16 protein-coding genes and 1 riboswitch are annotated in these 19300 nt (G+C 32.7%); of the genes, 12 read left to right on the top strand and 4 right to left on the bottom strand.

Annotation, left to right across the window (positions count from 1 at the left end; all coding sequences use genetic code 11):
• The first annotated feature begins 391 nt into the window (after window positions 1-391).
• The 6 genes from CN692_RS12545 (at window position 392) to CN692_RS27030 (ending at window position 8545) form a co-directional block, all read left to right on the top strand.
• Entirely contained in the window at window positions 392-1012 is a 621-nt protein-coding gene (locus CN692_RS12545) for a DUF6944 family repetitive protein (RefSeq protein WP_098119507.1), read from the top strand.
• A gap of 251 nt (window positions 1013-1263) precedes the next feature.
• Window positions 1264-1983, top strand: coding sequence for a sigma factor-like helix-turn-helix DNA-binding protein (locus CN692_RS12540; RefSeq protein WP_098119506.1), 720 nt, complete (start codon window positions 1264-1266; stop codon window positions 1981-1983).
• Between the two features lie 31 nt (window positions 1984-2014).
• Window positions 2015-2599 (top strand): ATP-dependent Clp endopeptidase proteolytic subunit ClpP, encoded by a 585-nt coding sequence (gene clpP / locus CN692_RS12535; RefSeq protein ID WP_098119505.1) that lies wholly within the window; start codon window positions 2015-2017, stop codon window positions 2597-2599.
• Between the two features lie 611 nt (window positions 2600-3210).
• Entirely contained in the window at window positions 3211-3702 is a 492-nt protein-coding gene (locus CN692_RS12530; RefSeq protein ID WP_098119504.1) for a quercetin 2,3-dioxygenase, read from the top strand.
• A gap of 48 nt (window positions 3703-3750) precedes the next feature.
• The gene (locus tag CN692_RS12525; protein WP_098119503.1) at window positions 3751-4470 is read left to right on the top strand and encodes a nucleotidyltransferase domain-containing protein; all 720 of its coding nucleotides are present in this window, start codon (window positions 3751-3753) and stop codon (window positions 4468-4470) included.
• 568 nt (window positions 4471-5038) lie between these two features.
• Window positions 5039-8545 (top strand): S8 family serine peptidase, encoded by a 3507-nt coding sequence (locus tag CN692_RS27030; RefSeq protein ID WP_098119502.1) that lies wholly within the window; start codon window positions 5039-5041, stop codon window positions 8543-8545.
• A 110-nt stretch (window positions 8546-8655) separates the two neighbouring features.
• Here the strand turns inward: CN692_RS27030 and CN692_RS12515 are convergent, their stop codons facing one another.
• Window positions 8656-9762 (bottom strand): GerAB/ArcD/ProY family transporter, encoded by a 1107-nt coding sequence (locus CN692_RS12515; RefSeq protein ID WP_098119501.1) that lies wholly within the window; start codon window positions 9760-9762, stop codon window positions 8656-8658.
• A gap of 157 nt (window positions 9763-9919) precedes the next feature.
• On the opposite strand from CN692_RS12515, the gene CN692_RS12510 reads away from it, so the two are divergent.
• Window positions 9920-10375, top strand: a complete 456-nt coding sequence (locus CN692_RS12510) for a GNAT family N-acetyltransferase (RefSeq protein WP_098119500.1) — start codon at window positions 9920-9922, stop codon at window positions 10373-10375.
• Between the two features lie 237 nt (window positions 10376-10612).
• On the opposite strand, the gene CN692_RS12505 is transcribed toward CN692_RS12510, so the two are convergent.
• Window positions 10613-11122: a hypothetical protein gene (locus CN692_RS12505; RefSeq protein ID WP_098119499.1), complete on the bottom strand. Its 510-nt coding sequence runs from the start codon at window positions 11120-11122 to the stop codon at window positions 10613-10615.
• Window positions 11123-11354: 232 nt separating this feature from the next.
• Here CN692_RS12505 and CN692_RS12500 point away from each other — a divergent pair, with 232 nt between their 5' ends.
• The 3 genes from CN692_RS12500 to CN692_RS12490 all read left to right on the top strand — a co-directional run bounded on the left by CN692_RS12500 (window position 11355) and on the right by CN692_RS12490 (window position 15219).
• Window positions 11355-12338 carry a ketoacyl-ACP synthase III gene (locus tag CN692_RS12500; RefSeq protein ID WP_098119498.1) on the top strand — a complete coding sequence of 328 codons (984 nt, stop codon included), beginning with the start codon at window positions 11355-11357 and terminating at the stop codon, window positions 12336-12338.
• Window positions 12339-12854: 516 nt separating this feature from the next.
• A complete protein-coding gene (locus CN692_RS12495; protein WP_257144023.1) occupies window positions 12855-13907 on the top strand; it encodes an NAD(P)H-dependent glycerol-3-phosphate dehydrogenase in 1053 nt (350 codons plus the stop codon).
• 174 nt (window positions 13908-14081) lie between these two features.
• A riboswitch (purine riboswitch) is annotated at window positions 14082-14185 on the top strand.
• Between the two features lie 164 nt (window positions 14186-14349).
• On the top strand, window positions 14350-15219 hold the full coding sequence (locus CN692_RS12490; protein ID WP_098119496.1) for a 5'-methylthioadenosine/S-adenosylhomocysteine nucleosidase: 870 nt from the start codon (window positions 14350-14352) through the stop codon (window positions 15217-15219).
• A 75-nt stretch (window positions 15220-15294) separates the two neighbouring features.
• On the opposite strand, the gene CN692_RS12485 is transcribed toward CN692_RS12490, so the two are convergent.
• Window positions 15295-15873, bottom strand: coding sequence for a DUF2087 domain-containing protein (locus CN692_RS12485; protein WP_098119495.1), 579 nt, complete (start codon window positions 15871-15873; stop codon window positions 15295-15297).
• 289 nt (window positions 15874-16162) lie between these two features.
• On the opposite strand from CN692_RS12485, the gene CN692_RS12480 reads away from it, so the two are divergent.
• Together CN692_RS12480 and CN692_RS12470 are read left to right on the top strand one after the other, a co-directional pair.
• Window positions 16163-17440: an MDR family MFS transporter gene (locus tag CN692_RS12480; RefSeq protein ID WP_098119494.1), complete on the top strand. Its 1278-nt coding sequence runs from the start codon at window positions 16163-16165 to the stop codon at window positions 17438-17440.
• 666 nt (window positions 17441-18106) lie between these two features.
• Window positions 18107-18805, top strand: coding sequence for a hypothetical protein (locus CN692_RS12470; RefSeq protein ID WP_098119492.1), 699 nt, complete (start codon window positions 18107-18109; stop codon window positions 18803-18805).
• A 72-nt stretch (window positions 18806-18877) separates the two neighbouring features.
• Here CN692_RS12470 and CN692_RS12465 read toward each other — a convergent pair whose 3' ends face one another.
• A complete protein-coding gene (locus CN692_RS12465) occupies window positions 18878-19279 on the bottom strand; it encodes an ester cyclase (protein ID WP_098119491.1) in 402 nt (133 codons plus the stop codon).
• Window positions 19280-19300: the final 21 nt, after the last annotated feature.

The following is a 19300-nucleotide window of genomic DNA, read 5'->3' as shown; positions in this document are numbered from 1 at the left end:
AAAAACTAACTCTTATTAAAGTGACTAAATCATTACAATATTTACTATATAACCCGTATATTTTTTAGTAAATTGGGGAAATTAGGAATATTTTAACTTGAAATTAATAGACAAAATAAGACAATGTTCTATTTCGATATGTCAATTTAAGTGAACTTTTTAATGAATTTTGTTAGTTATTGATGAATAATGATTATTTTATAGGTTCATAGTTTGGGGAAATTTAGATAAAACTTATTATTTTTAAAGGAATTAAAAGGAAATTTTAGAGTTTTTTAAGAAAAAGTATTAACGGATAATATAGGTTCATTTAAAAGAACTTTAGGCACAATATTAGGCTATTATTCATACAACTACTATAAAGGCTTCTTATAGCAGGTTGGTGGTTGTATTGGATGGTGAATCTAAATCAATAGTTGGATCTGTGATTGTATCGATTGGAACAATAACAGCTGCAATTGGTTCTACGCCGACCAATTATTTAAAAACTAGTGTGCGTGATGATTTATCTGTAATCGGAAATGTTTTGCAGGCTACAGGAAATGGTATTGATGCTGAAGCAGATGGGACTTTACTTAGAGCAGTTGGAAAAGAAATTACAGCAAGTGGTAATGTTGTTGTATTTTCAGGACTTATTTTGGACCTTCGAAAAGAATCATCTTATAAATTATTCGTTGTAGGTAATTTGTTACAGGCTCTTGGATTAGGGGTAAATGTTGGAGAAGCGATAGAACTGACACCATTCCCTGGTCAGTCTGAAAATATTGTAGGAAGCATAACACAAATTATAGGAAATACAATGCAGGCAATAGGGTGGTCAGAGGCATTAGAAAGTATTAGAGAGAATGAAAATAAACAAAAAAAATTTGGTTATTTTTATGATGATCATCTTGAGAGTAGTGATGACCAATCTGAATCCGAATTATTGGTTGCAACAGGTAGCTGGATCCAAGCGATTGGTTCTGTTATTTCAGTGATTGGAGCAATAAAAGAAGGAACAGAAGCTAATTAAACTAATAAGTAAGCAACTAAGTCCTGCGTGAAAAAATTGCCAAAAGCGGAGATAATAGTCTCACGCTTTTTTACATTATTAAAAATGACCTTAATTATGTTAAAATGCTTTAAAGTAAAAAATAAAGATAAATATAGAAGAGTTTTGATTACTATTACATAAATTAAATAAAAAAACTTTTTGACCCCGTAACTTTTTAAACTTCTTTTACGTTTATAAGGTAGAGAGTGTTAATAAAGGAGTGAACACATATGACTAGTAAGCTTAGACTGCATAGTATTGAACAGGGAAATCAGGATCAGAGGTCAGATGAATTTTATTGGAAGGAGTATTACCCGAAGCTGCAACGCTATTGTCATTTTTTATCTCAGAATGAATGGGATGGCGATGATATTGCTCAGGAAGCCTTTTTTAAAGCAGTAAAATACTATAGTGTTGAAAAATTAAGCTCAGCTTTATTAAATAAAATAGCTTACAATCTTTGGATTGATACTTTACGAAAAAGAAAAGATGAAACAGTTTGTCCTGACTTTGACCTTTCCCATATTGCAGATCATCATTCAGTTGATCATAAAATCAACTGTGTGGAGCACTTACTAAAGTATTTTACTCCAAAACAAGCAGTTATCTTTTTTCTTAAAGAAGCTTTTCAATACAAATTTAAAGAAATTGCAGAAATAATTGGAACAACAGAAATAGCGATCAAATCTAGTCATCATCGAGCAAAAAAGCGTCTAGATAAGACGAATAGCGAAGAAGAATTCAATTCAGTTGAACAATATTGGAATGAAGAAGAAAGAAAAGAGCTTGAGGAACTATTTAATATAGCATTAGAAGTTCAAGATCCTTCTATCCTTATTCAAGCTATTCCTTCCATTGATAGTATTACTGATGGACCTAAAATGCTATTCTGTAATTTCGGCGTATCTAAAACTAAATCTCCTTCAGGCACTCTCTGCATGGCGGCATAGCCAATTAACGCTTTTAAGGAGGATTTTTTTAATGACGACAATTCCTTATGTAATTGAACAATCTAATCGTGGTGAACGTTCATACGATATTTATTCCCGTTTGTTAAAGGATCGAATTATTATTATAGGTGACGAGATCAATGACCATGTTGCAAACAGTGTAGTTGCACAATTATTATTTTTGGCAGCAGATGCACCAGATAAAGAAATTTCACTTTATATAAATAGCCCTGGTGGGTCAACTTCAGCGGGCTTTGCTATATACGATACAATGCAATTTATTAAGCCCGATGTTAGAACAATTTGTACAGGAATGGCAGCGTCCTTTGGCGCAATGCTTTTGCTAGCAGGAACAAAGGGTAAGCGTTCTGCACTTCCAAATAGCGAGATCATGATCCATCAGCCATTAGGAGGGGCAAAAGGCCAGGCAACAGAAATTGAAATCTCTGCTCGTAGAATATTAAAATTGCGCGAACATATAAATCAAATAATTGCCGACCGAACAGGGCAATCTGTTGAAAAAGTTTCAAAAGACACAGATCGAGACTATTTCATGAGTGCAGAAGAAGCGAAAGAATATGGAATCATTGATGAGATTCTCTACCCTAAAAATTAAAATTTTACTAAAGAGAAAGGTTAGCCATGCTAGCCTTTTTTTATTGTGGAAACGAAAACTCTAAGCTAGGTCTAGGGTTCCAAAAAGCTTACAGCATGGTATTAAAAAATTTCCTAAACTATTTTTGGTTCGCCAGCCAAAATAGCAGCATTCGGAGGAATTTTTATGTCAAAAGAAAGTAATAGTCTAGAACATACAACACATCTTAATCAACGACGGACATAATTCCTCATGTTGTTCATTGAATTGCCATCATAATTCAGCGCGGAAAGGTCTTTATGAACAAAAGTCTGTGTTTTATGAACGAAATCCACCAGTTTATGCACAAAACTCGCTGGTTTATGAACAAAAGTCACCTATTTATGCACAAATAGATAATGTAATGGCGAAACGTTCAGTAGCTCTTTAGGGTTTGGTCAGTAACAAAGGCTTCTAGCCGTAGAGCAAACCATCCGTTATCACGTATGGCTATTTTTTTGAGCAATTCAATTAAAGCCAAATAGGGAAAAGCTTAAATGAAATAAAAACGAATAAATTATGAGACTTATAGAATATATGTTTACAGTGATTTACCTAAAGACTTTTAAACTATTCAAAAGGAGATTAAAAAAATGACTTTTGGACAAAAAAGTATTGCAGGTTTCATGCATCGTAAAATCACAGAAGACAATACCTACTTCTTTTTAAATGATTTTACTTCCATATTAGTTAGTGGAGAGGATACAAACGGGGCATTTTGTGTCTTGCATTGTAATGGGAAAAAAGATGGTGGACCACCTCTTCATATTCATGAGCTGGAAGATGAAACGTTTTATGTATTGGAAGGAGAGATTGCTTTTTTCATAGGTGATCAGAAAATTTCTGCAAAAGCTGGAGACTATGTATTTGCCCCGCGAAGGATTCCTCATACATTTAAGGTGCTCTCAGAAGAAACGAAGTTCATTGTAACTGCATATCCATCTGGATTTGATGAATTTGTAAAAGAATTATCTGTACCGTTTCAAAAAGGATTCATAAAGCCAGAAGGTCCACTTTCAACTGAAAAAATTCAGAAGTTGATTGAGACTTCAAAAAAGTATAAAATTTCTTATCCGAGTTTTTAAATTGAATCGTATATTGGTAGGGAAAGAAGTAAAGAAGAGGAGCAAAGGATGGAATCTATAAATAAACTAAATCCAATTGAAGCAGCACAACAATTTATTAATAAACATTTTCCAACCTGTAATGGTGCATTATTAGCTGGTAGTGTAGTCCGAGGTGAGGCAACGGAAACATCAGATCTTGATATTGTTATTTTCGATCAAAATCTACAGTCATCATATAGAGAGTCACTAATTGAATTTGGTTGGGATACTGAAGTTTTTGTTCATAATTCATCGTCCTATAAAGCCTATTTTGAAAGTGACTATAAAAGAGCTAGGCCTTCATTGCCAAGAATGGTATCAGAGGGAATTGTTTTAAAAGACGAAGGGATAATGAATGATATTAAGAAAGAAGCAAATGATCTCTTAAATAACGGACCAGAAAAATGGTCAGACGAAACAATAAAAATGAAACGGTATTTTTTAACGGATGCATTAAATGATTTTATTGGCTCATCTATTAGAGGAGAAGAGTTACTTATTGCAAATACACTAGCTGAATTAGCAAGTGAATTCGTTTTAAGAACAAATCGTAAATGGATTGGATCTTCAAAGTGGATTGTACGGGCATTAAAGCAATATGACGAAGGTTTTGCAATTAGATTTATTGAAGCTTTTGATCTATTTTACACAACTGGGAATAAGAATCGAATTATTGATTTAGTTAACGAGATTTTGCGTCCTTTTGGTGGAAAGTTATTTGAAGGTTTTTCATTAGGTAAATTGTAAAAAATTATATATTTAAGGTAATTTTGATTAAGACGTAGGAACTGAGTTAGATCAGTGCATACGTCTTTTTTATTTGAAAATAACCTTTTATAAATTTATAAAAATATGAATCAATATTCGTATATACATTTGATCAATTGAATAGATTTTTCGGTATTATTTGTCGTTTTTTATGGGTGTTTTATCCTGTTTTTTCGCCAAACTTGGATAAAATTAGATTGATTTATTGTTAAATTTGTTGAATTTTTCCCAATTTTCAGTTTTATATTTTAAGTAAAAAAATCAATAATTCGACAAAAATACTAATAATCTTCCAGGAAAAAGCATATTTATAAAGTTTATTTGACAATTCTAAGTACTATTTGATGAAAATTGCTGTAGAACAATTGATTGGAATTCCCCCAATATACGTTCAATTCTTTGGGATGTAAAATTTAACTGTATTTATTAATGGCCACGAGATAGGTGAATAGTAAATCTTTAGTTTGTCATTTTTATTTAACTATTAATCTCTTTGGAAGCAAAGTGGATTTAAATAAATACTAGATTATATTTAGGAGAGTTGTTAATGAAAAACGGGAAATTGAAAGCGGTTAAAGTTTTGTCTACTGCGGCATTAACTTCATTACTTTTCACATCTTTTACAGCTTTTGCTGAAAAAAACAATATTTCATTTTCTTCAGCGGAAGAACAAGTTAAACCGATGTTACTTAAGAGAGCTGAGCCAGCTCAAAAAGATTCGATTTATGATGCTGCTAAAAAGAATGAGCAATTAGGCAACCATAAACCAGATGATCTTGTTCATTTAATTGTAGAAGTTGATCAACCAAGTGATAGTGAAGTAACAAAACAAAATAAAAGAACATTATTTAAAGAAAAACAAGATAAAGTAATCGATAAAATTTCAAAATTAAAAACGACTAAATCTAATGAAACGTTTAAACTAAAACACCGTTATTTTGAAGGATTTAACGGATTCAGTGTAGAGACAAAATTTAAGAACTTGAAGGATGTCGAGTCACTTCCTGGAGTTACACATGTAGAGGTTGCTAGAACATTCCACGAAACGATGGCAGCAAGTAAAGAATTAGTACAGGCTCAAAAGGTTTGGGAGCAATACGGTTATAAAGGCGAAGGACTATTAGTAGGTGTTGTAGATTCCGGTATTGATTGGAAGCACAAAGACATGACACTACCAGATGAGGCTAAAGCGAAAGAAAAATGGACACAAGATAAATTTCAAAAGTTTGCTGAAACAACTACTGTAAACGAAACTTGGTATTCAGATAAAGTACCATCTGGATATGACTGGGCAGACAACGATACGGATGTTATTCCTGGTCCAAAAGGTAGTCCTCATGGAACACATGTTTCTGGAACAATTGGAGCAAATGGTGATGATTCGACAGGTGGAGTTGAAGGGATTGCACCTGGAGTACAGCTTTTATCAGAAAAAGTATTTTCTGATAATGGCGGCGGGGCTATGGAAGACGATATTATCGCAGGAATCGAGCACGCGGTTACTATGGGCGCAGACGTTATTAATATGAGTTTAGGTTCTGACGCAGGCTATGTAGACGAAAATTATGATCCAATCCAAAAAGCAATTCGCATGGCAACAGAACAAGGTACATTAGTAGTTGTAGCAGCCGGAAATTCTGCGTATAGCTCAAAAGCTTTACTAGTACCTTCAACATTACAACCATATGCGGAAGATCCAGATATTGGAACAGTTGGTTCACCGGGGGTAAGCCCGTACGCTATATCAGTTGCGTCATATGAAAATACTAAAATCCATATGAATGCAATTTCTGATGGTAGTTTAACAGTACCATTCAAAGATCATTCTCAATATGGGCCAACATATAATTTTGAAGTATCTAAAAACTTATTACCAAATACTAACTATGATTTAGTATACGTAGGTGAAGGGAAAACAGCTGCTAATTATCCAAAAGGTAAAACGAACTATATTGCAGTTGTTAAACTTTTAGATTCATATAGTACTGTTTCATCTATTCAGTTTGCTGCAAAGGCAGCAGGAGCAAAGGCTATTATTATGATTCCACCAACAAAAATGCCTGATTATGCATCACAGCCAGTAACACCAACTGCAACACCAACTGCAGAAACTAGTAAAGCAATTGGTGCTGCATTACTAGATAAAATGAGCAAGATGCCTGTTGGTCAATATTTAAGTATGAAAAATGTAGGCGATTACTGGGTAGATAACCCTGACGCAGGCACAATGTCTTATTTTTCATCAATGGGTACAACACCAACATTAGACTTCAAACCTGAAATTTCGGCACCAGGTGGAAATATTTATTCAACGATACCAGGAAATAGCTATGAAGTGATGAGTGGTACATCAATGGCGACACCTCACGTTGCAGGTGGATCAGCTTTAGTATTACAGTCACTGTATGAAAAAGGATTACAGCATTCAGAAGATACTGTTTTAAAAGCTAAAGTTGCATTAATGAATACATCTAAAATCATTATGGATCCTAGAACAAATAGTGAAGTTCCTTATTCACCGCGCGTTCAAGGTTCTGGCTTAATGCAAATTCAAAATGCAATTAATACGCCAGTTATCGTAACAAGAAAAGATACTCCACTTGAGCAAGCTGGTGCAGTGGCATTAAAAGAAATTAAAAATGACCGAGCGATCTTTAATTTAAATGTACAATCTCTTGAAGTGAAGAAATCTAAGGAAGAATATGAATATACAGTTAATGTTGACTTATTAACAGACGGAACTCAAACGAAGCAATTTGACTTAGATGGTGATGGAACGCTAGATTCAAAAGATTATTTAACATTAAGTAGTAAACAAATTGAAGGTGCTTCAGTTTATGTAAATGGGGAAAAGGTATCAAGTACAGATGGTACTTCATTTAAAATTAAACCAGGACAAGAGAAGAATTTAAATGTAGAAATTCGCCTGCCTAGAACGTTAAGAGATAATGCGTTCGTTGAAGGTTTTGTCCGACTTGTTCCAAAGGATCCAACAAAAGCGGTACCATTATCAATTCCTTATATGGGCTTTAATGGGAAATGGGATGCACCAAGAAATATCGATGCTCCAGCATGGGATAAAGATGCGTTTGCAGGTTATACTGCTCTTTGGAATGATAGTTCAGAAAGTACACCATTAGGATTCAACGGCTTAAACTTTGATTTAAACCATATTGCTTTTTCTCCAAACTACATTGATAAAGGAATATATGGTTCAATGGCTGTTTTACGTAATTTAGATAAAGCAGAAGTATCGATTGAAAATTCAAAAGGAAAACAACTTAGATATCTAGGTGATTATAGTGAATACACTGGAACGGGACAACCATGGAGATTTAATAAAAACATGATGTTTAATCAAGACTATGGATATAATTTATATCAATGGGATATGAAAGACGCATCAGGGAATATTGTTCCAGACGGTACTTACTATTACGTAATTAAAACAACATTAGCTTATCCAAATGCTAAACCACAAACTGTTAAAATGCCAATGATTGTCGATTCAGTTGCACCAAAAATTTCTGATATTAAGGTAACACCAAACAACGGTAAATATGATATTACATTTAATGCGACTGATAATGCAACTGACTTTAATTATGCCGATATTTATGTAAATGGAACATTTTATGAACTAAATCCTGGCGTAACGAAACTAACGGTTAATACAGAACCAAAAGGTATGGTATTCAGATATAATGATTATGCAGGAAACATGGCTTGGACAACATGGGGAGACCAAAGTTATAATAAGCAAAGTATGGCGATGGTAACTTGGGGTATTTCTCCATCTACTGGTGTAAGTGCATCTAAGCCTGCAAGAATTTCTCTATATGGATATAGCAGAGTAGACTGGACGATTAATATTAAAGATGCTAAAGGGAACCTCGTAGATTCATCTACATTCGAAAATGAGCATACTTTTAGCACACAATGGGCACCAGAAAAAGATCTTCCAAGTGGCACATATACGGTTACAGTAGATGTTGTTACGAAAGATGGTTTTAAAGTTACAACAACACCTAAAACTATAACAGTTACACAATAATATCAAATTTGCAAATTATAAAATAAAACAAAAAGGCTCTGGTGAAAACTGGAGCCTTTTTATATTACCTAATAATGTGCAAAATAGTGTGGAATAATTTTATTTATTATTTAAGTCTTTTTACGTTTTAATTTCCCTTGTAATAGTAGAATGAATAATAAACTAACTGGAATAACGATTTGAAGTGGGATGTGAAGTAAATATGGTACTAAATGGATTCCCTCATCATGCTGTTCAAGAATACTAGTCGCTATCCATAATGAACAAATGACAGTAATAATTCCAAGCGGATAGACTAGCTGATCACTTTTCTTTATATTAAATAAATCTGCGGCCCCAGATACTGCGCAATAAAAATAGATTGTAATTTTTACAAAGGCATTACATACTGCAATGACAACGATAAAAGTATCTAATCTTTGCACGAAGTCAGCAATATTAATATAACTAACAGCTGTTAGAAGTGGATAGGTTGTTCTTTCAATAACTGCTGGTCCTAATATTGCAGTATTTAAGACTGCGAATAAAGTTAATATGCAACCTGAAAATAATAATGCTGGGATTCCTACTTTTATTGCAGTATCCTTCTTGTTTAAATGCGGCATAATCATCGTAAACGTAAGTACTTCTCCAAATGGAATAGTCATTGAAATTGGAAAAGCAGCTTTCCAAATTGGTTTCCATCCATTTTCTAAAACAGGTCTTAAATTGTCTAGTTTAATTAATTTAGAAATGATTTCAAAGCCAATAAAAATAATAACAAGAAACATGATCATGATAAATATAAATTCATTTGCTCGTGCGAATGTTTCAAGTCCTTTAGACATTGCATACATGATTAATAACATCATAACTATTCCGAGTGAAAGTAGAGAAGAAGCATTATATAAAGTAATTTTAAGTAAATCTTCAAAATCGCGTAAATCACGTGCTGCAATATAAATAAAATATAATATATAAATTAATGCTAGTATTTTTCCAACATATTTACCTAAAATAATTTGAATATATTTTGTGAATAGTAGGTCTGGAAATAATGAGTATAACTTAATATACACAGTGAATAGTAAACAAGCTAAAAAAAGTCCTATTAATAAACTAATCCATCCATCTTGCTTAGCCCTCATAAAAATTTCAACTGGTGGTGAAGCACCTACCCCAAATATAAAAATCATACAAAAAAATTGAAACCCAGTTATACTTAATTTACGATTCATTTAAATTCCTTCTTTTGCCGTTAATTAATTCGTCTAGTTTTGTTATTTTTTCCATAAAATTCTATTTTATGAAAATCCATCTTCTTCAATATTATCGATTAAAAAAATGAAGTAGACTGACAATTTAGTATAATATTAATGACAAGGGGGGATTTACGTGGAAATTAAAGTAGATGATTTAAAAGGACCTGAAATTGTTGGACTAATTAATGAACATCTTCAAGGGATGACACAACACTCTCCAGCAGAAAGCATTCATGCACTAAACCTTGAAGGATTAAAGAAGCCGGAAATTACGTTTTGGAGTGTATGGGATCAAGATGAATTAGTTGGTTGTGGTGCATTAAAGGAACTTGATTCATTGCATGGAGAAGTTAAATCTATGAGAACATCATCTGCACAACTAAGAAAAGGTGTAGCAAGAAGAATGCTCCAACATATTATCACCGAGGCGAAGAATAGAGGGTATAAGAGACTAAGTTTGGAAACAGGTTCGATGGAAGCATTTAATCCAGCAAAAAAATTATATGAATTAACTGGTTTTAAATATTGTAGTCCATTTGCTGATTATAAAGAGGATCCGAATAGTGTTTTTATGACATTAGAATTGTAGGTTTTTGAAAAAGTTGCTGTTGAGCAATTTTTTTTTGCCTAAATTAATTATCTCACTACTAATAGTTAGTGCTGTCTTTTTTTTAATTGCTCTGTTAAATTAAAATGTTGATTTTGGGACTAAAAAAAGGTTGTCCATTTAGACAACCTTAGGAACTATTATGTAACTAAAGCATTAGCTAGTTGAACAAAATTAATGTGGAATATTCAACTCTTTATGATATGTAATCCAACAGCTTTAAAACTTTATATTTAATAGATTTTTTAAATCAGTGAGTAAATCTGGATGTTTTACTTTTGACCAATACATCATTTCTTGCCCTTTGCCATTTGAACTTACTTTCTTTCCATTAGGCTTCTGAAAAATTATCCTTCCATCTTTAAAAAAATTCATTATATATACTTTGTTGTCCATTGATTCCTTATCCGACAATATAAAGAAGTAATTCCCTTTATTATTTAACTCTTTGGATTTTTCCATTAATTCATCTTTTGAAGGTTGAACCACTTCCATTTTGTTTACTTTTTCGATAAACACTTCAATTTTTTTATTATTCTTTATAGTCATTGTTGTTGCTTCAGAGGCTACGCCTTTATCAACACCTTGAACCCTTAAGATTACATATTCACTTGTATTTGGAATTTCTAAAATTTTTGTCTTCATTTGAACATCACCAGACTTTGACTGACACCCACATAATAATATTATAATCAAAATAAATACAGAAACTCTTTGTATATATTTCATTGTATCTCGCCTCCTATACTTTACATTCATATTCGACAAAAATATCAAAATTACCTTTTTTTACCATTTAACCTTATTCGACTAACCTACCATTCGTTACATAAGATAATCAACACTCTAATTTAACAGAGCCTTAAGAATAAAAAAATTTTAAATAAAATTAGTACCTAGTATTAATATCTGGTGTTATAATCTTTGTAAGCTATAAATAAATTTGAATGAGGTGACATTAATGCACAAATCGAAAGCACGTATCACAGCAATTGGATCTTATGTACCAGAAAAAATAGTAACAAATAAGGACTTAGAAAAAATAGTAGAAACAAATGATGAGTGGATTGTAAAACGTACTGGAATTAAAGAGAGAAGAATGACAAAAGAAGATGAGCATACAAGTGATTTAAGTTATATGGCAGTAAAAAACTTAATGGAAAAATACAATAAGTCAGTTGAAGATGTTGATATGATGATCGTTTGTACATTAACACCAGATTTTAAAACGCCAAGTGTTGCTTCAATCGTTCAGGCAAAGCTAGGGATAAAAAATGCTGGGGCAATCGATTTAAACGCTGCTTGCGCTGGATTTACTTATGGGTTGTATATGGCAAATGGATTAATAACATCTGGATTAAATAAAAAAATCTTAGTTATTGGAGCAGAGACTTTATCTAAAATAACGGATTTCGAAGATCGCACAACTTGCATTTTATTTGGAGATGGTGCCGGTGCAGCCCTAGTAGAGTACGATGAAGAGCAACCTAGTTTTATTTCTTCATATTTAGGTTCAGAAGGTGAAAAAGGTAAACACTTATACTGCTCAAACTTATCGAATCAAATGTTTGGTGAAGATATTATGAACACCAATTATATTGTTCAAAATGGACGCGAGGTATATAAATGGGCTGTTACAACTGTACCTAAGGGCATGCAGGCTGTACTTAATAACGGTTCGACTTTAATAAATGAAGTTGATTGGTTTGTTCCGCATAGTGCCAATCTAAGAATGATTGAATCGATCTGCGAAAGAAGTGAATTCCCTATTGAAAAAACTCTGCATAGTTTAGTAGATTGCGGAAATACATCATCAGCAACAATTCCTTTATCTTTAACTAAAGGAGTGAATGATGGAAAGCTTAAATATGGAGATAAAGTTTTATTATATGGTTTTGGTGGTGGATTAACGCACGCTGGATTGCTAATTAATTGGACTATATAAAATAGGGGTTTTTAATAATAAGATGAAATTTCATACTCATAAAAGTTCATGAGTAAGCAAAAGGGCGAAAAAGAGCAAAAGTGTTACTCATAGAGGGTTCATGAGTAAGTAAAAGGGCGAAAAAGAGAAAAAGTGTTACTCATGAGTGGTTCATGAGTAAGTAAATGAGGAACAAACAGAAAAAGTGTTACTCATAGAGGGTTCATGAGTAAGTAAAAGGGCGAAAAAGAGAAGAAGTGTTACTCATAGAAGGTTCATGAGTAAGCAAAAGAGGAAAAAAGAGAAAAAGTGTTACTCATGAGTGGTTCATGAGTAAGTAAAAGAGGAAAAAAGAGAAAAAGTGATACTCATAGAGGGTTCATGAGTAAGTAAAAGAGCCAAAAACAGAAAAAATGTTACTCATGAGTGGTTCATGAGTAAGTAAAAGAGGAAAAAAGAGAAAAAGTGTTACTCATAGAGGGTTCATGAGTAAGTAAAAGAGCCAAAAAGAGAAAATATGTTACTCATAGAGGGTTCATGAGTAAGAAAAAAAGCCCAAAACAGAAAAAATCTAACTCGATCATCTTGTTACTCTTTATTAAGTTCTGGAAGGAAGAGAAATGTATGAATGTATCTGTCTTAGGCTGCGGACGTTGGGGAAGTTTTTTAGCTTGGTATGCTAATCGTACTGGTCACGAAGTAGTTATATGGGGAAGAGAAAACTCTAGTAATTATATAGGCTTAAAACAGACAAGAAAAAATGATTATTTAGGCTTACCGGACGAAATTGAATTAACGAGTTCATTGGAAGGTGCAATATCATTTGGAGAAATCATTATTATTTCAATTAGTGCTCAAGAGCTAAGAACATTTGCAAAGCGTTTAAGTCAAAATAATGGAATACAAGGAAAAACTTTTATACTTTGTATGAAGGGTTTAGAATCTGCCACAGGAAAAAGACTGACAAAAGTCTTTAGTGAAGAAGTAGGAAAAAACTGTGATGTAGCCGTTTGGATAGGACCTGGACACGTACAAGACTTTGTAAGGAATATACCAAATTGTATGGTTATTGGTTCTGAGAATATAGAAGTATCAAAACAGATTACTAAGGCATTTAACAGTGAGTTAATAAGATTTTATTACGGGCAAGATCTAATTGGTAATGAAGTTGGAGCAGCAACTAAAAATGCCATGGGAATAGCAGCAGGAATGCTTGATGGATTGAATTATAGTAGTTTAAAGGGTTCTTTGATGGCAAGAGGGACTAGAGAGATTTCACGTTTAATAAGAGCAATGGGAGGAAATGATTTAACCATTTACGGCTTAAGTCATTTAGGAGATTATGAAGCAACATTATTTTCAATGCACAGTCATAATCGAAAATTTGGGCAAGCATTTGTCGAAGGAAAACCGTTTGATAAATTAGCAGAAGGGGTTTCTACAATTAAGGCACTAAAGCAGCTTTCTAATCAGTATGATGTTGAACTGCCAATCTGTAACGCATTGTTTGATATAATTTTTGAACATAAAAACGCTAAAGAAACTTTAGAAGAATTATTTTTAAGACCATTAAAATTCGAATTCCAATAAAGTGAAAATTTATTTCGTAGATTTTAAGAGATTGTTTAAAAACGTTATTTATTTAACTTTTTTTCTGTTTTCTCCTTCTGTATCCACTAAAATACGAACGATTTATAAAAAAAAGTTTTAAAAGTTCATATTTTATCTTGAAAATATATTTCTGATTTGATATATTAGCATTGTAATCATTCATAAAACATTACTCGTATATGCTCAGTAATATGGTCTGAGCGTCTCTACCTGGTTCCCAATGGAAGAACTGGACTACGAGTTAAAGTAATATTGGTAATCATTTTATGTTGCCGATAATTAGTGTCAAGCATTTAAGTTTTATTAATTGCTTACCTATACTTTAACTTACGTAGGTCTAGAAGGTAGAGATTGTTCTACATTTTCTAGACCATTTTTTTGGGCCAAAGCATCGAGTGTGATACATCAAGGGGGAAAAATTATGTTAAAAAAGTACGGTTTATTAGGAATTGCTAGTGCGTTATTAATCTCAGTATCTGTAGGTAATAACTTTAAATCAAATATTGCAGAAGCAAAAACTAAGGAATTAAGACCAATTATAATTGAAGGTCCAATGCCAATAGAGGCTGAAAAATTTGCAAGTAAGTTAAAAAATGTAAAAGTAGAAAAATCAGGTAGCTTCGTATTTTACAAAGGTAATTTAGATAAATATCCAGTTATCGTAGCAAAGACAGGTAAAGGTATGGAAAATACAGCAGCTGCTACTGCAATTGCTATTGAAAAATATAAACCAATTGCAATTATTAACCAAGGTACATCTGGTGGCCACGATCCAAAATTAAATGTTTTTGATATTGTATTAGGTCAAAAAACAACTAATATTGGTTCTTTAAAAACTGAAACGAAAGACGAAAACCAAGGAATTGATGCAACTCTTTGGAAACCAATGGACTTAATGGCTTCAGAAGGTAGCGCTGGTGAAGACCCAAATGCTGAAAAACCACGCTTTTACGATGGTAATAAAGATTTATTAGCGGCTGCTAATGCAGTAAAAAATAAATACACTAAAGGTAAAGTTGTAGAAGGTACAATCGGTTCTGCAGACGTATGGAATAATGAAGTTGATCGCATTAAATGGTTCCATACTAATTATGGTACTTCAGTAGAAGAAATGGAAGGTGCTGCTGCAGCTCAAATCGCTCAAGCTTATAATGTACCTTTCTTAGGAATTCGTGTTTTATCAAACAATAAAACAAATGGTGGTCAATACAATGCAACGACTGCTGAAGCATGCCAAGAGTATGTAGTTGAAGTAGTTCAGCAATATATTTCTAAACAATCACATAAGTAATAAAAAATAAAAGCACCTTTGTTATCATCTATTTAAGATGTTAGCGAGGTGCTTTTGCATTTCTATTCCCTGTCCTTACTTCAACCACCATAACTCAACAGGGTTTAATTCATATTGATTATTTTCACGGTACATAAACTGACACATGATAAGCTCTCGTCTTAACGTAGCGTAATCTTCATGAAATTCCTTTAAATAATCGTTTATTTCTTTCTCTGGATAAACCCTTCCAAATTCTAGTCCCTTAATCATATGCTCTAAAACGACGAGTTTTTTCTTTCGTTGTGCAGGGTAAACTTTAAGTTTTCCTTCTTTCGTAAAGAAATTGTTAATAATGCTTGTGCGTTCACTTTCAGTAACTGCCATTTCCATATTGGAATCTCCTCCTGTTCCTACGGTGAAAATTGCTTTCGCACTCATTTCTAAAATTTTTGTATTTAAAGAGAAATAGATTGTATTTTTATCACGTCGTTCTTTTATGAGCCCAACTTCTCTAAGCTTTGTCATATGATGAGTTATCGTTGGTGGCTTAAGACCTAATTTACTTGCAATTTCTTGCCCGTTTAATGGACCTTGTTGTAATAAAGCAATAATGCGTACACGAGTAAGATCACCTAAAGCTTTGTGAAATTCTACAATTTTATTTAACTGCACTTATTAAGCACCTACTTTTATTATTATCTAATTAGATAATAATCTAATCACTTTATTATTTCAACTATCGATTTTTGAAAAAATAGCTGGTGGAGAAGTTTACTCTCTTTTTTTATAGGAGAAAAGTTTGATTGTTTGATATTGGCATACTCAAAAATTACTGATATTCTAATTTAGTGAAAAGTTTAAAAAGGGGGAATTTTCATGCGAATAATTTTTATGCCTGAATATAGACCTAAAAGCAGTACAACAAAAGCTCTTTTATTGGGGAAAGAAAGGTTGAATAAGTATGGGGATACTTAAGTTTCACAAAAATATAAAAATTCGATTACTCGAATCTTTTTTAAGTTCATCGATCGGAAGTATGATCTTCCCATTTATGGCGATTTATTTATCAAAGCATTTTGGTGTAAAACAAGCGGGTTTGCTTTTACTTGTAAATGTATTTATTGGAATTATAATGAACTTTTTTGGGGGATATTTTTCAGATCAATTTGGTCGAAAAAAGACAATGGTATTTGCTGAAACATTACGTTTATTAGCGTTTATTACGATGATGTTGTGTAATTCACCTTGGTATACATCTCCTCATATTACATTCTTGATGATGACTTTAAATAGTATCTGTTGGGGACTAGCAGGTCCTGCGAATCAAGCAATGTTAATCGATGTAAGTAAACCGGAAGAACGAAAGCTTATGTATTCGATTATGTATTGGTCGAATAATTTATCAATTGCAATTGGTGGAATGCTTGGCGGATTTTTATTTAAAACATATTTTTTTGAATTATTAATAGCTCTTTCATTTGCCTCGCTAGTTACATGGATTTTAATTACCTTTTTTGTTGAAGAAAGTTTGGTCACTGAAAAGACAGAAACGAAGACGATTGGTCATCACGCTCATAAAATGATTTCAAATTATCGAGACGTTTTTCAAGATAGGCTCTTTATCCTTTATGTACTAGCAGGCTTACTAGTACTCTCGATGGAATTTCAATTAACAAATTATATTAGTATTCGATTAGCGAACGATTTCCACACACAACATTTATTTGACTGGACATTTGGTGGAATCGAGATGACTGGTTTCCTTCGCACAGAAAATACGATTCTAGTAGTTGTAATGGCACTTTTTGCGTCTAAAATAGTAAGCAAATTGGACGATCAAAAAACGCTAATCTGGAGCTGTATAGCATTTGTAAGTGGTTATGCAGTAATTTCATATAGTAATTCCATTTTGCTTTTATTTATAGCGATGTTTGTAGCAACTGTTGCCGAAGTTTTAAGAGTACCAGTACAACAAAATTACATGGCTAATTTACCAGCTGACGAAACAAGAAGTTCATATATGGCAGTTGCAGGTTTATCGTTCAATTTAGCGATGTTTATATGTTCAATGACTGTTTCACTAAGCGCGTATTTATCAAAACTTTCAACATCCATCTTTTTAACAAGCCTAGGTGTAATCGGAATTCTTATATTTATAAGAATTACACCTGCATTAGAAAGAAGAATTAAAGGAGAAGTATTACAGGAGCAAGGGCATTCAGTTGAAGTGAATTCTTGATTTGAAAAGAGGGTTTCTCATTTTGAGAGCCCTTTTTATATTATGATTGTATAATCTTGAATGCTCAACTGCAGATCAGTCGAAGTGCAAATACGAGGTGAGAAAATGCAAAAAGGAAATATGAATAAGAATGTGAAGGGTGCAAATAAGAAGTGAGAAACCGCAAATAAAAATAGGAAGTGTGCAAATAAGAAGTGAGAAACTGCAAATAAAAGGTGAAGTGCAAATAACAATAGTGAAAGTGCAATTAAAATTGGCAAAACTGCAAATAAAAATAGTGAAAGTGCAATTAAAATTAGCGAATCTGCAATTAAAATCCATAGCACCTCAATTAAGTTGAGAAAATACCTATACCAGGTCGGGTATTTCTACTAAATATTTACTTCAAAGCAGTCCGTTCAAATGGAAAACTATCAAATTTGCCCCAATCCCTACTAAATCATATCAAAATTGATGAAATTTCCTTGTATTCTATAAATTATGATTCATAAATTCAATGATTTATGAAAAATTCTACATAGATACCCCCCACTTTATGACAAAAAATAAGCAAAGTCCTCGATGAAAGAAAAAGTATTCTCTTCAATTTTCAGGAATGTGTTCAAGTTAAATAAATGGTTATATTTACCTAATTTGGACATCTTAATTAAAAAGGGTGGTGTTTCGATGAGCAGACATTTAACCATAGTTCTTACTAGTATTTTTACATTATTCTCATGTTCAACTGTCAGTGCACAAGCAGCTGAGCGTGTAGTTATGAATAGTTTTCCGAGTGAAGTTTGGCAGGAAAATATATATCTTATTGCTGATCGAATTGATTGGAAAGAATATCGTAATTTTGATGTCCAAATTGGAAATGAGGGAGCTTTATATCATTTTCCAACATGGAAAAGTGGGAAGTACGGTACAAAAATGTTTAGTGAAGACTTGAATAAGGACAGGCAGGATGAAATTATCATTTCGCTGGATAATTTCAATGATCCTATTCATTTATTGCAAATTAGAAGTGATGGTCAGAACGAAGAATATAAGGAAGTACCAGTAGAATCGGTACCTGAGGCAGTTAAGCGACTCGTTGAAATGGAGAAAAAAGGGGATATTGTCACGATTACAACTAAGAAAAAAACATATAAAGTTAATTTGAAATCGTTAGGATTTAAAGATACTTCTTCCGACGATAGTGTATATACCCATGTTCCAGTTGATTATATTGTTGAAAAGAAAAAATTAATTGCCGATGCTGTCGTCATGATTTCAACGGATGGCGGAGGAGCAATCGGGAATTTGATGTTAATTTATGATTGGAATGGAAAGAAATACGAAGTTCAGTCAGTTTCTTTTGAGAAGTATAATCGGAAGAGGTAATGAGAGTTTTGTGTTTAAAGAAGATTATAAAAAGCTACCGATCATTTAAATATGATTGGTAGCTTTATATTTTTATTTTGTCATTAATTGGCTCATTAGTGTTGCTGTATCAAATAATCCGCGGTGAGATAAAATTTTGCCATTTTCGATTTTAAATTCTCTAAATAAAGTAACCTTTACGGAATTTCCAGTTGGTGGAGTTCCTCTAAATAATCCAGAGTGTGTACCTGTAAATTCCAGTCTTGTAATGACAGTGTCTTCATTAGAGACGATTTCTTCAATCGTGTAATGGCTATCTGGGAAGCCTGTAAAAATTACACTAGCGAATTGCTTTAATCCCTCTGTTGAACCATAAGAGTAATCAATGTATTCAGGTGATAATAAATTGGCTGTACTGTCTAGGTTATTCTTGTTCCAAAAAACTTCAATAAATTCTTTTACTAATTCTTTATTATTTTGTTCAATTGTTTTCATAGCTAAATTCTCCTTTTTTGT

It is taken from the genome of Bacillus sp. AFS002410, assembly GCF_002556365.1.
Taxonomy (GTDB): domain Bacteria; phylum Bacillota; class Bacilli; order Bacillales; family Bacillaceae_G; genus Gottfriedia.
Note: the sequence above shows the minus strand (reverse complement) of the source record. Positions and strands in the feature narration are given on the sequence as shown.